This is a genomic window from Aromatoleum buckelii (assembly GCF_012910785.2).
GTDB lineage: Bacteria > Pseudomonadota > Gammaproteobacteria > Burkholderiales > Rhodocyclaceae > Aromatoleum > Aromatoleum buckelii.
Map to the genome: position 1 here is coordinate 1,130,442 of NZ_WTVH02000010.1, position 12,540 is coordinate 1,142,981.

Annotated in this window: 11 protein-coding genes; 6 read left to right on the forward strand and 5 right to left on the reverse strand. The window is 65.8% G+C overall.

Translation table 11 applies throughout. From position 1 onward, the window contains the following. Positions 1 to 44: 44 nt before the first annotated feature. Both GO608_RS15975 and chrA read right to left on the reverse strand, forming a co-directional pair. Entirely contained in the window at positions 45 to 1,190 is a 1,146-nt protein-coding gene (locus GO608_RS15975; protein WP_169200191.1) for a GNAT family N-acetyltransferase, read from the reverse strand. Positions 1,191 to 1,461: 271 nt separating this feature from the next. Next, the gene (chrA, locus tag GO608_RS15980; RefSeq protein ID WP_169200192.1) at positions 1,462 to 2,682 is read right to left on the reverse strand and encodes a chromate efflux transporter; all 1,221 of its coding nucleotides are present in this window, start codon (positions 2,680 to 2,682) and stop codon (positions 1,462 to 1,464) included. A gap of 132 nt (positions 2,683 to 2,814) precedes the next feature. Here chrA and GO608_RS15985 point away from each other — a divergent pair, with 132 nt between their 5' ends. Further along, entirely contained in the window at positions 2,815 to 4,431 is a 1,617-nt protein-coding gene (locus GO608_RS15985) for an NAD+ synthase (RefSeq protein ID WP_211159574.1), read from the forward strand. Between the two features lie 54 nt (positions 4,432 to 4,485). Then, positions 4,486 to 4,824 (forward strand): P-II family nitrogen regulator, encoded by a 339-nt coding sequence (locus GO608_RS15990; RefSeq protein WP_011239769.1) that lies wholly within the window; start codon positions 4,486 to 4,488, stop codon positions 4,822 to 4,824. A 36-nt stretch (positions 4,825 to 4,860) separates the two neighbouring features. On the opposite strand, the gene GO608_RS15995 is transcribed toward GO608_RS15990, so the two are convergent. Continuing rightward, the gene (locus tag GO608_RS15995) at positions 4,861 to 5,952 is read right to left on the reverse strand and encodes a Smr/MutS family protein (RefSeq protein WP_169200193.1); all 1,092 of its coding nucleotides are present in this window, start codon (positions 5,950 to 5,952) and stop codon (positions 4,861 to 4,863) included. Between the two features lie 8 nt (positions 5,953 to 5,960). Continuing rightward, positions 5,961 to 6,914: a thioredoxin-disulfide reductase gene (gene trxB, locus GO608_RS16000; RefSeq protein WP_169200194.1), complete on the reverse strand. Its 954-nt coding sequence runs from the start codon at positions 6,912 to 6,914 to the stop codon at positions 5,961 to 5,963. Positions 6,915 to 7,185: 271 nt separating this feature from the next. On the opposite strand from trxB, the gene GO608_RS16005 reads away from it, so the two are divergent. From GO608_RS16005 to GO608_RS16020, 4 genes are all read left to right on the forward strand, one after another. Continuing rightward, positions 7,186 to 7,857, forward strand: coding sequence for a Crp/Fnr family transcriptional regulator (locus tag GO608_RS16005; protein ID WP_169200195.1), 672 nt, complete (start codon positions 7,186 to 7,188; stop codon positions 7,855 to 7,857). Between the two features lie 102 nt (positions 7,858 to 7,959). Then, positions 7,960 to 10,260, forward strand: a complete 2,301-nt coding sequence (locus GO608_RS16010; RefSeq protein ID WP_169200196.1) for a DNA translocase FtsK — start codon at positions 7,960 to 7,962, stop codon at positions 10,258 to 10,260. Continuing rightward, positions 10,257 to 10,907: an outer membrane lipoprotein periplasmic chaperone LolA gene (gene lolA / locus GO608_RS16015; RefSeq protein ID WP_425532306.1), complete on the forward strand. Its 651-nt coding sequence runs from the start codon at positions 10,257 to 10,259 to the stop codon at positions 10,905 to 10,907. The genes GO608_RS16010 and lolA overlap by 4 nt, the downstream gene beginning before the upstream one ends. Before the next feature lie 13 nt (positions 10,908 to 10,920). Beyond that, positions 10,921 to 12,249: a replication-associated recombination protein A gene (locus GO608_RS16020; protein WP_169200197.1), complete on the forward strand. Its 1,329-nt coding sequence runs from the start codon at positions 10,921 to 10,923 to the stop codon at positions 12,247 to 12,249. A gap of 27 nt (positions 12,250 to 12,276) precedes the next feature. Here GO608_RS16020 and GO608_RS16025 read toward each other — a convergent pair whose 3' ends face one another. Then, on the reverse strand, positions 12,277 to 12,540 hold the full coding sequence (locus GO608_RS16025; protein ID WP_169200198.1) for a hypothetical protein: 264 nt from the start codon (positions 12,538 to 12,540) through the stop codon (positions 12,277 to 12,279).

Sequence of the window (12,540 nt, forward strand, 5' to 3'; positions counted from 1 at the left end):
CAAGCAGTTTTGTCTGAGAACGGCCCGCCGAGCGCGGGCCGTTCTCATTCCGGCGCTGTCCTTTGCGACGTGCGGAACGGGGAGCGCTCGGTGAGTTCGTCGAGATAGAAATCGATGCCCGCCGTTTCCTGCGCGAGAAAGCGGTCCACTGCGTCGCGCCAGCGCGGTTCGCGAATCCAGTGCGCGGAGCGCGTGACGACCGGCAGCAGCCCGCGCGCGAGCTTGTGCTCGCCCTGTGCGCCGCCTTCGAAGCGGCTCAGGCGATGGCCGATGCAGTAGTCGATCGCCCGGTAATAGCACAACTCGAAATGCAGGAACGGCAGATGTTCGGTCGCGCCCCAGTAGCGGCCGTAAAGCGCTTCGCCGTCGCACAGGAAAAAAGCGCTTGCGACCGGCTTGCCCTCGCGTTCGGCGAGCAGCAGGCGCACGCTGTGCGGCGCGCGCGACGCCAGCTGCGTGAAGAACGGCGCGCGGAGGTAGGGCGTCGAGCGGTGCAGCGCGTAAGTCGCCGCGTAACAGCGATGGAAGAACGCCCAGTCGGCGGCGTTCGCCGTCGTGCCGTCGAGCCAGCGGAACGTCAGCGCATGGGCGGCCGCGTGGCGCCTGTCCTGGCGGATTTTCTTGCGCTTTTCGTGATTCAGACTGCCGAGAAAGTCGTTGAAATCCTGGTAACGCGCGTTGAACCAGTGGAACTGCACGCCCTGGCGGATCAGCAGGCCGGCTTCCCGCATCCATCCGGCCTCGGGTTCGGTAGGGAAAAGCACATGCAGCGACGACAGGCCGCTTTCCTCGGCCAACGCCAGCGTTGCCTGTAGCAGCGCTTGCCGGCTTGTCGTGTCGCGGCCCAGCAGGCGCATCCCGGGCACCGGTGTGAACGGCACTGCCGCAAGCCACTTGGGATAGTACGCGAGGCCATGGCGCGAATACGCCTCGGCCCACGCCCAGTCGAAGACGTATTCGCCGTACGAGTGGTGCTTCTCGTACAACGGCATCGCCGCGACCAGTTGTGCGCCTTCCCACAGCGTTGCATGGCGCGGCAGCCAGCCCGTGCCAAGCCCGACGCATCCGGTCGTCTCGAGGGTGGCGAGGAAGGCGTGCGACACGCAGGCCTGCCCGTCGGTGAGCGCATCCCAGGCGGCGGGAACGATGCCGTTCACATCGTCGAAACGGCGAAAGCGGTATGTCGGCACGTTGGCAGCCCGGTAGTGGTCGAAGCGAGCGGTGGGACCGCGGCCGGCGCGGTTCGTTTGTCGCGTGCCGGCGGCGTTCGCGCAGGTGCCCGATTATTGCGCATCCTCGTATTTTCCTTGCGGGCAGGGGACTTGGAGCGCTTGCTCACGTCTTATCCACAGCTTTCCCCACGCCCCCTGTGGGTGAAAACGACCGATCGGACGAGGCGAACGGCTTTCGCTGTCCCCGTACTGGGAGAATTGAACCCGGCAGTCGAGGGTGGCAAGCCGGTCAAATTGCGGCACTCATCAGCCATCCTGCAAGGCCGCTGCCGACGACGACGACCCACGGCGGGAGTTTCCAGAACACCAGCGCGACGAAGGCGACGACGGCGAGCCCGAAGTCTCGCGGCTGGTGGATCGCGCTCGTCCACACCGGCTGGTATAAGGCGGCCAGCAGCAGGCCGACGACCGCTGCGTTCACTCCGGCCAGCGCGGAGCGTGCTCGGGGACTGCGGCGCAGTTGCTCCCAGAACGGCAGCGCGCCGACCACGAGCAGGAACGACGGGGCGAAAATCGCCGCCAGGCAGATCGCAGCTCCCGCCGAGCCCCCGGGCCCATCGTTCATCGCTGCACCGAGAAACCCCGCGAACGTGAACAGCGGTCCGGGCACCGCCTGCGCGGCGCCATAGCCGGCGAGGAAAGTTTCGCGGTCGACCCATCCGCTCGGCACCACCTCGGCCTGCAGCAACGGCAGGACGACATGCCCGCCGCCGAACACCAGCGCTCCGGCACGGTAGAAGGCGTCGATCATCGCGACAGCCGGGTTCGCCACGAACTGCGCGAAGAGGGGCAGGCCGATCAGCAGCGCAAGGAAAGCGCACAGGCATCCGACGGCCGCACGGCGCGTGACGAGAATGGGTAGCGGATCGTGGGCAACGGCCGGTTCGGGTCTGAACAGGACCATTCCGGCGATCGCCGCCGCGCCGATTACGCCGACCTGCGTCCCGGCCGTCGAGTCGATGAGGACGACGCAGGTCGCGATCGCCATGACCGTGATGCGCAGCGCGTCGGTGCAGAGGTTTCGCGCCATTCCCCACACTGCTTGCGCCACCACCGCGACCGCGACGACTTTCAGGCCGTGCAGCGCGCCGGGCGAGAGGACGCCGCCGTGACGCGACACGCCTTGCGCGAACAGGATCAGCGCGATCGCCGACGGCAGCGTGAAGCCTGCCCACGCTGCGAACATCCCCGCGTAACCGGCGCGAGCCAGGCCCAGCGCCATGCCGACTTGGCTGCTCGCCGGCCCCGGCAGGAACTGGCACAGCGCGACGAGGTCGGCGTAGCTGCGTTCGCCGAGCCAGCGCCGGCGGGTGACGAATTCGTCACGAAAGTAGCCGAGGTGTGCAACCGGGCCGCCGAACGAGGTCAGGCCGAGGCGCAGGAAAACGAGAAAGACGGCCCACGGGCCGTGCTCGTCGGCCTGCCTCGCGAGGGTGTCCGGAATGGCCATGCGGTTCGCCTGTCGGTCGGCAATGTCGGTCGGCCATGATAGTCCAGACGCGGCCCCGGAATCCTGCCGCGGCGCTTGGCGACTGGGCTTGCGGCTCCGCCGATTGCGGGCTGAAACGGTATAGTTGCGTCTATGGACAAAACGCTCGCTATCGCTGTCGCCCAGCTGAATTTCACCGTCGGCGACCTCACCGGCAACGCCGACCGGATCATCCGCGCCCTCGACCAGGCCCGTGCAGCCGGCGCCGACCTGTTGCTGACGCCCGAACTGGCGCTATCCGGTTATCCGCCCGAAGACTTGCTGCTGCGACCGGATTTCTACCGTGCATGCAGCCGGGAAGTGGCCCGCATCGCTCTGCACACCCAAGGCATCACGCTGGTGCTCGGGCATCCGGAAGAGCGCCGCGACTGGCGCTACAACGCCGCGTCGGTGATTCGCGACGGCGAAGTCCTCGCGACCTACCACAAGCATCTGCTGCCGAACTACGAAGTGTTCGACGAGGAACGCTATTTCGACCGCGGCCTCGACGCGTGCGTGTTCGAACTGAACGGCGTGAAACTGGGCGTCAATATCTGCGCCGATCTGTGGGAGTCGGGCCCGGCCGAACTGTTGCGCGCCGAAGGCGCGGAACTGCTGCTCGGCCTGAACGCGTCGCCGTACCACATGAACAAGCTCGCGCGCCGCTACGAAGTGCTGCGCGGGCGCGTCGCCGACACCGGCCTGCCGGTGGTGTATTGCAACATGGTCGGCGGCCAGGACGAACTGGTTTTCGACGGCGCATCGTTCGCGCTCGACGCCGACGGCAAGGTCATGTATCAGGCGGCGTCCTTCGAGGAGCGGCTCGACGTGCTGCATTTTCGCGGCGGACGCTGGGAGCCGGGCGAAATCGTTCCCGCACGGCCGATCGAGGAGGAAGTCTATGAGGCGCTCAAGACCGGTGTGCGCGACTACCTCGGCAAGAACGGTTTTCCCGGCGCGATCATCGGCCTGTCCGGCGGCATCGATTCCGCGCTGACGCTGTGCATCGCCGTCGACGCGCTCGGGCCGGAGCGGGTGCGTGCGGTGATGATGCCTTCGCCCTACACGGCGCAGATGAGCCTCGACGATTCGCGTGCACTCGTCGCGAACCTCGGCGTGCGCTACGACGAAATCCCGATCGAGCCGGCGATGAACACTTTCGCCGACCTGCTCGCCCGGCAGTTCGAGGGGCTGCCGGCGGACACCACCGAGGAAAACCTGCAGAGCCGCATTCGCGGCATGATCCTGATGGCGCTGTCGAACAAGACCGGCGCGATCGTGCTGACGACGGGCAACAAGAGCGAGATGGCGACCGGCTACGCGACGCTGTACGGCGACATGGCAGGCGGCTTCGCGGTGCTGAAGGATCTCTACAAGACGTTCGTGTTCCGCCTGTCGCGCTGGCGCAACACGGTCAGTCCGGTGATGCCGGAAAACATCATCACCCGCCCGCCGTCGGCGGAGCTGAAACCGGACCAGACCGACCAGGATTCGCTGCCGCCGTACGACGTGCTCGACGCGATCATCGAGGCCTACATGGAGCGCGACGAATCGCCGCGCGAGATCATCGCGCGCGGCTTCCCCGAAGCCGACGTGCGGCGCACCGTGGGGATGCTCAAGCGCAACGAATACAAGCGCCGCCAGTCACCGGTCGGCATCCGGGTGACGAGGCGTGGCTTCGGCAGGGACTGGCGTTATCCGATAACATCGCGCTATCAGGACGAATACTGACCGCACAGGACCGATCCGAAGCGGCGCGTCCGCCAGCCCTCGAGGAGAAATTGCATGAAGAAAATCGAAGCCGTCATCAAGCCGTTCAAGCTCGACGAGGTCCGTGAAGCGCTGTCCGAAGTCGGCATCGCCGGGCTGACCGTGTCCGAAGTCAAAGGCTTCGGCCGCCAGAAGGGCCACACCGAGCTGTATCGCGGCGCCGAATACGTCGTTGATTTTCTGCCGAAGATCAAGGTCGAGATCGTCCTCGGCGACGACCTCGTGGATCAGGCGGTCGAAGCGATTATCAAGGCTGCGCGCACCGGCAAGATCGGCGACGGCAAGATTTTCGTCACGGCCGTCGAGCAGGTCGTGCGCATCCGCACCGGCGAAACGGACGAAGCCGCGATCTGATTATCTGATTGCTTCCGCCCCGGTTGCCGGCCGCGTTCACTCCTTCGGCGGATTGCCGGCCCGCAGCAGCACCAGCAGCGCCCCGGAGCCGCCTTCGTTCGGACCGGCCTGGCAGAAGGCGAGGATTTCCTCGCGTTGCGCGAGCCAGCCGCGCGACAGGTGCTTGAGGATCGACAGCTTGCCCGGCGACCCGAGCCCCTTGCCGTGAATCACGCGCACGCAGCGGCGCCCCTGCTGGAGGCTCGCCGCGAGAAAGCGTGCCAGCGCTTCGCGGGCGTCGTCCCGATTGTAGCCGTGCAGGTCCACTTCTCCCTGCAGCACCCAGCGCCCGCGGCGCAAGTCCACGAGCACGCGGCGCGGCAGGCCGGGGCGCAGGAATATCGCCTCGTCCCCCATTTCCAGCCGGTCTTCGAGGCTCATCGGCGCGTCGAGCGATTCGCGCAACGCAGCCTGCTCGTCTTCGCTGTGCTTCAGCGGCTCCGGGGGCGGCGGCGGAGGCTGCAGCTCGACCCGGTCGCGCGACTCGATCTGCCGGGCGCCGCGCACCGCATGACGGAAAAGCTCCGCCGGATCGAGCGCGTCGGGATCGGGCGGCAGCAGCAGCGACGTCGGATCGGTCTCGATGCGGTGCCGATCTTCGTCCCGCATGTGCAGCGGATAGGGCGAGGGACGGGCGCGACCGAGCTCCGCGTGCCCCGGGTCGCGAAGCGGCGTAACGTCGCCGATCGCCGAACGAAAGAGCGCCGCATCCTCGAGTGTGTCGGCGGGCAAGCCCTTGGCGGGAGACGGCGCATCGGGTTCGACCGATCGGGGACGCGGCAGCGGCGGTGGCTTCGGTGTCTCGATTTCCGCTCGCCCGCCCCCTTTGGTAAGCGGTGCGACATTGCGCACGGCGTCGCGGAACAGTGCTGGATCGTCATCAGGGGAAGCGCCCGGATGAATTCCGTTGGCTGTCGCGGCGCGGGTGGGCTTGGCCGCAGCCGAGGCCGACTCCGGTTGCGCCGGCTTTTGGCTGCTCGCGGCCGGCGTCAGCTTGCCGCGCAGCGCGGCAAGTTCCTCGAGGGTATGCAGCGCGCGCCCGGTTCGGCCTCCCGGTTTCGGTGCAGCAGGGGGAAGCCGCCGGGCCATGGTCGTGCTCAGCCGGCGAGCGCGTCCAGGTAGCGCTCCGCGTCGAGCGCCGCCATGCACCCGGTGCCGGCGGATGTCACCGCTTGGCGGTAGATGTGATCCTGCACGTCGCCCGCAGCGAACACGCCCGGCACGCTGGTCGCCGTGGCGTCGCCTTCGCGGCCGCCCTTGGTGACGATGTAGCCGTTTTCCATCGCGAGCTGGCCTTCGAAGATGTCGGTGTTCGGTTTGTGGCCGATCGCAATGAACACGCCCTGCAACGCGACGTCTCGGGTCGCGCCGGTGTTCGCATCCCTGACCCGCATGCCGGTCACGCCGGTGTTGTCGCCCAGCACTTCGTCGAGCGTCGAGTTGAGCGCAAGCTCGATTTTCCCGGCTGCGACTTTCTCCATCATCTTGTCGATGAGGATCTTCTCGGCGCGGAATTTCTCGCGGCGATGCACGACCGTGACCTTCTTCGCGATGTTGGCGAGGTACAGCGCTTCTTCGACTGCCGTGTTGCCGCCGCCGATCACTGCGACGTCCTGGTTCTTGTAGAAAAAGCCGTCGCAGGTCGCGCATGCGGAGACGCCGCGGCCGGAAAATTTCTCTTCTGACGGGATGCCGAGATATTTCGCCGTCGCGCCGGTCGAGATGATCAACGCGTCACACGTGTATTCCCCGGCGTCGCCGATGAGCCTGAACGGTTTCTCGCCGAGCTTCACGGTGTGGATGTGGTCGAAGATCATTTCGGTGTTGAAGCGTTCGGCGTGCTTCTGGAAGCGGGCCATGAGGTCCGGGCCCATCACGCCTTCGGCGTCCGCAGGCCAGTTGTCGACATCGGTCGTGGTCATCAGTTGACCGCCCTGCGCCAGTCCGGTGATCAGGACCGGATCGAGGTTGGCGCGGGCAGCGTACACTGCGGCCGTGTAACCGGCCGGGCCGGAGCCGAGGATGAGCAGGCGGGCGTGCTTGGTTGTCATAGCGTGATCTTCTTCCTGGTTGGCGACAGCGGGATTATAGCCGAGCGGTTTATCGCGCCGATTCAATGATGTCCATAGCGTGTGACGATCGCAAAAGCGAGTTTTGCCAGTGCAGATGCATCGTTGTCAGGGGAGATGACGTGCCCAATCCGCGCGATGTCGCGGTTCGGGCGGGAAAGTCAATCGTGGATTCCGGTATAATCAGTGGCATTGTCCATCGCCAGTTTTCCTGTTTTCTGGTACGCACGTTCGAGCTAATTTCGGAGTCGCCATGACCCAGCCTACCGCGGTGTCTACCACTGCCCTGAAGACCTTTCCGCTGTTTCAAGGTTTGTCCGACGACACCCTGGCGATGGTTTCCCGCTCCGCGATGATGCGCCGCATTCCCCGCGGGCAGAGCGTGGTGCATGCCGGCGAGCGCTGCGATTTTGTCTACCTGGTCCTGACCGGGAGCCTCAAGGTCGTCGTCAGCGACGAGGACGGCCGCGAGGTGATCCTGACGATTCTGGGGCAGGGCGAACTGTTCGGCGAGATGGGCATGTTCGGCGAGCAACCGCGCTCGGCGACCGTCGTCGCGGTGATGCCTTCCGACCTCGTGATGATCGCGAAAAACGATTTTCGCACGATCATGCAGGGCAACTTCGAAGTGGCCTGGCGCATCATGGCCAACCTCGCCGAACGCCTGCGCAATGCCGATCGCAAGATCGAGAGCCTCGCGCTGATGGACGTCTACGGCCGCGTCGCGCGCCTGCTGCTTGAAATGTCCGAGGAAGTGAACGGGGATACGGTGGTGGTGCGCAAGATCACGAAGCAGGACATCGCGAAAATGATCGGTGCGTCGCGCGAGATGGTCAGCAGGGTCATGAAGGACCTCGCCGCGCAAGGGCTTATCGAGGAAACCGGCGCCGGCATCGTGCTGCGCGATCGCCTGCAGATCGTCTGAATCGATCCGGTCTGTTTCCCTTCGCAACAGCGGCAACGGCCATGTTGACGGATCGCATATAATTTCGCACCGTCGTTTTCCTCCGGCCTCAAGTTTCTCCTCATGTCGTCCCGCCTGTCCTCACGCTCCCAGCCTTTGCCGGAAAAGATCTCGCTGCTGCTGCAAGAAGCCCGCTGGCTGATTCTCGGCGTGATGTCGCTGTATGTCGGCCTCGTGCTGCTCGGCTACAGCAAGGCCGATCCGGGCTGGTCGCACGCCGCCGAAGTGTCGCGTATCGCCAACCCGGGCGGGCGCTTTGGCGCGTGGCTCGCGGATCTGCTGTATTACCTGTTCGGCGTGTCCGCGTGGTGGTGGGTGGTTTTTCTCGGCTACGGGCTGGTGTGGGGCTTTCGCCGGCTGAAGCATGACCTGCGCCTCGACAGGCGGTCGTTCTTCATCGTTCTGGTAGGTTTCTTCGTCGTGCTGGTCGCCAGTAGCGCGCTCGAATCGCTGCGCTTTCACTCGCACGGCGCAAGCATTCCGCTGGCTCCCGGCGGCCTCGTCGGCATGGAACTGGGCGCGGCGGTGCAGCGTTATCTCGGCTTTACGGGCGGCACGCTGCTGTTGTTGGCGCTGTTCGCGTCCGGGTTGAGTCTTTTCTCGGGCATCTCGTGGCTGTCGCTCGTCGAGCGGATCGGCACTTCGGTCGAGCGCGGGTGCAGCACGCTGCGGCAGGCGTGGCGTGGCCGAACCGAGCGCAAGGCGGCGCAACCGGTGGCGCAAAAGGCCGCGCTCGTCGAGCCGAAGCGGCGCAAAGCCGAAGCGTCGCCGTCCCCGTCCGGGCGCATCGAGCCGGCGCGGATCGAGCCGGCGATGGTCGACACGCCAAAGCCCGAGCGCGTCGAGAAAGGCCGGCAGCAGCCGCTCTTCGTCGATCTGCCGGCCGGATCGATGCCGCCGCTCGCGCTGCTCGATCGGCCGTCGGCCGACCTCGAGCCGCCGTCGGCCGAATTGCTGGAGTCGACGTCGCGCCTGATCGAAACGAAGCTCGCGGATTTCGGCGTCGAGGTCAAAGTGCTGGCGGCGTATCCCGGGCCGGTCGTGACGCGCTACGAAATCGAGCCGGCGACCGGCGTCAAGGGCAGCCAGGTGGTGAATCTCGCGAAAGACCTTTCGCGTGCGCTGTCGCTGGTGTCGATCCGCGTCGTCGAGACGGTGCCCGGCAAGTCGTGCATGGCGCTGGAACTGCCGAACCCGAAGCGGCAGATGGTGCGCCTGTCCGAGATCCTGGGTTCGAAGGCGTATCAGGACATGCATTCGTCGCTGACGGTCGCGCTCGGCAAGGACATCGGCGGGCAGCCGGTCGTCGCCGATCTGGCGAAGATGCCGCACCTGCTCGTCGCCGGCACGACCGGTTCGGGCAAATCGGTCGGCATCAACGCGATGATCCTGTCGCTGCTGTACAAGGCCGAGCCCGAGAAAGTGCGGCTGATCATGGTCGACCCGAAGATGCTGGAATTGTCGATCTACGAAGGCATCCCGCACCTGCTGGCACCGGTCGTCACCGACATGAAGCACGCGGCGAACGCGCTGAACTGGTGCGTCGTCGAGATGGACAAGCGCTACAAGCTGATGGCGGCGGTCGGCGTGCGCAATCTCGCCGGCTTCAATAAGGCGGTCACCCAGGCGGCGGAAACGGATAAGCCGATGACGAACCCGTTCGCGATCAATCCTGACAACCCGGAGCCGCTCGAGACGCTGCCGCACATCGTCGTCGTCGTCGACGAGCTCGCCGACATGATGATGGTCGTCGGCAAGAAGGTCGAGGAGCTGATCGCGCGGCTCGCGCAGAAGGCGCGCGCGGCCGGCATCCACCTGATCCTCGCGACGCAGCGCCCGTCGGTCGACGTTATCACCGGCCTGATCAAGGCCAACGTGCCCACGCGCATCGCGTTCCAGGTGTCGAGCAAGATCGACTCGCGCACTATCCTCGACCAGATGGGCGCGGAAGCCTTGCTCGGCATGGGCGACATGCTTTACCTCGCGCCCGGCACCGGCCTGCCGGTACGCGTGCACGGCGCGTTCGTCGCCGACGACGAAGTGCACAAGGTCGTCGACCATCTCAAGCGCAGCGGTCCGCCGGATTATGTCGAAGGGATCCTGTCGGCCGCCGAGGAGGAGACTGACGGGGCGCTCGGCGGCGCAGACAGCGGCGACGGCGAGGCCGATCCGCTCTATGACCAGGCCGTGGAGATCGTCGTCAAGACCCGGCGGCCGTCGATTTCGCTCGTGCAGCGTCATCTGCGCATCGGCTACAACCGCGCGGCGCGGCTGATCGAACAGATGGAACGTTCGGGGCTGGTATCGGCGATGGGCAGCAACGGCAACCGCGAAGTGATCGCGCCTGTGAAGGAGACCGAGTGAGTCATTGGAGCAGGGGTCGGGCAGCGTTCATTGCACGCGTGCTGCTGTGCGCAGCAGCGGCTTGGGCGTCCTCGGGAGCGGCGGCAGCGGCGAGCGGCGTCGAACAGTTGCGCGAGTTCGTCGATACCGCGCGCAGCGCGCAGGGCGAATTCGAACAGACCGTGTCGTCCGCTTCGGGGCGCAGGGCGCAGCAGGCGAGCGGCAGCTTCGTGTTCCTGCGCCCCGGCAAGTTCCGCTGGAGCTACGACAAGCCGTATCCGCAGCTGCTCGTCAGCGACGGCGAGAAACTGTGGTCGTGGGACCGGGATCTCAACCAGGTCACCGTGAAGCGCCTGGGCGACGCCCTGGGGAGCACGCCGGCCGCTATCCTTGCCGGCAGCGGCACGCTGGACCGCGATTTCAATCTCGCTGAAGCGGGCTCGGGCGACGGGCTCGACTGGGTGCTGGCAACACCGAAGCACGCGGAAAGCGGTTTCCAGTCGATACGCCTGGGCCTCGCGGGTGGGCTGTTGAAGCGCATGGAGTTGCAGGACAACTTCGGCCAGACGACGATGATCGTGTTCAGGTCGCTGGAACCGAACGCGCGTCCCGATCCGTCGCTGTTCCGTTTCGTCCCGCCCGCGGGCGCCGACGTCATCGGCGACTGACGCGCGATCCCGGATGGCGGATCTTTTCGACGACGTCGAGCCGCCGCGCGTACCGCTCGCCGAGCGGATGCGCCCGACGACGCTCGCCGAGGTCGCCGGCCAGCGCCATCTGCTCGGTCCCGGCAAGCCGCTGCGGCTCGCCTTCGAATCCGGCAAGCTGCATTCGATGATCCTGTGGGGACCTCCGGGTGTGGGCAAGACGACGCTCGCACGCCTGATGGCGCAGGCCTTCGATGCGGAATTCATCGCACTATCGGCGGTGTTCTCCGGAGTCAAGGACATTCGCGAAGCGGTCGCGCACGCGCAGACTGAAAAGGCGCGCGGACGCCACACGATCCTGTTCGTCGACGAGGTGCATCGCTTCAACAAGGCGCAGCAGGACGCGTTTCTGCCTTATGTCGAGCAAGGCGTCGTGACGCTGATCGGCGCGACGACCGAGAATCCGTCGTTCGAAGTCAATTCGGCGCTGCTGTCGCGCGCGGCGGTCTATGTGCTCGAACCCCTCGACGACGAAGCGTTGGGGGAACTGTTCGAGCGCGCCCGCCTGCTGGCGTGTCCGCAGCTGGAATTTGCGCCGGCCGCGCGTGAACGCATGATCGGCTTTGCCGACGGCGACGCGCGGCGCTTGATGAACCTCATCGAGCAGGTCGAGGTTGCTGCGGAAACCGCAGGGATAGTCACGGTGACGCCCGAGTTTGTCGACGAGGCGCTATCGACTCGCCTGCGACGTTTCGACAAGGGAGGCGAAGCGTTCTACGACCAGATATCGGCACTACACAAATCGGTGCGGGGTTCGAATCCGGATGCCGCCCTTTACTGGCTGTGCCGGATGCTGGACGGCGGAGCGGACGCACTCTATCTCGGACGGCGCCTGATCCGCATGGCGACCGAGGACATCGGGCTCGCCGATCCGCGCGCCCTCGAAATCGCGTTGAACGCATGCGCGACCTACGAACGGCTCGGTTCTCCGGAAGGGGAACTGGCGCTTGCCGAAGCGACGGTCTTCCTTGCCTGCGCGGCGAAATCCAACGCGGTCTACAAAGCCTACAACGCTGCGCGAAAACACGTCGCGCAGGACGTCTCGCGTCCGGTGCCGCTACATCTGCGCAACGCTCCCACTCGCCTGATGAAGGAACTGGGCCATGGCAAGGCTTATCGCTACGCGCATGACGAACCCGAAGCGTACGCCGCTGGCGAAAACTACCTGCCCGACGGCATGAAGGCGCCAGGATGGTATCGCCCGACGCAGTACGGACTCGAAGCGCGGATCGCGGCAAAACTCGAGCATCTGCGCGAACTCGACGAGCAGATGGCTATGCGCGTCCCGAAGGACGCGAGTTGACAGCCGATCAATGCGGAGGAGCAGCTTTCAGTGCGGGAGAGGGTGGTCGGCCATGAAGCGGGCGCGTACATTCTTGGCCCGCTCGGCCCTTTCGAGATCCCCACGTTCGGTGGCTCGCTCGATGAGGTCTTGCATGTAGGTCGTCAACATCAGCACCCCTTCCGGGGTTTGCACCATGCCGCACACGACTTGCGCAGCGGCACCCTCGGGAATGCCCTCGTGTTCTGCAACGAGCGCAACTTCGTCATCCGTCAAATCGCAATAATCAAGGCAGTCTCTAATGGACAACAT

Excerpts from the sequence above, each read along its gene's own strand:
- trxB (WP_169200194.1), bottom strand. The coding sequence starts at position 6,914 with ATGACAACCAAGCACGCCCGCCTGCTCATCCTCGGCTCCGGCCCGGCC.
- GO608_RS16010 (WP_169200196.1), top strand. The coding sequence starts at position 7,960 with ATGTCGTCCCGCCTGTCCTCACGCTCCCAGCCTTTGCCGGAAAAGATC.
- GO608_RS16005 (WP_169200195.1), top strand. The coding sequence starts at position 7,186 with ATGACCCAGCCTACCGCGGTGTCTACCACTGCCCTGAAGACCTTTCCG.
- chrA (WP_169200192.1), bottom strand. The coding sequence starts at position 2,682 with ATGGCCATTCCGGACACCCTCGCGAGGCAGGCCGACGAGCACGGCCCG.
- GO608_RS16025 (WP_169200198.1), bottom strand. The coding sequence starts at position 12,540 with ATGTTGTCCATTAGAGACTGCCTTGATTATTGCGATTTGACGGATGAC.
- GO608_RS16020 (WP_169200197.1), top strand. The coding sequence starts at position 10,921 with ATGGCGGATCTTTTCGACGACGTCGAGCCGCCGCGCGTACCGCTCGCC.
- GO608_RS15985 (WP_211159574.1), top strand. The coding sequence starts at position 2,815 with ATGGACAAAACGCTCGCTATCGCTGTCGCCCAGCTGAATTTCACCGTC.
- GO608_RS15995 (WP_169200193.1), bottom strand. The coding sequence starts at position 5,952 with ATGGCCCGGCGGCTTCCCCCTGCTGCACCGAAACCGGGAGGCCGAACC.
- GO608_RS15990 (WP_011239769.1), top strand. The coding sequence starts at position 4,486 with ATGAAGAAAATCGAAGCCGTCATCAAGCCGTTCAAGCTCGACGAGGTC.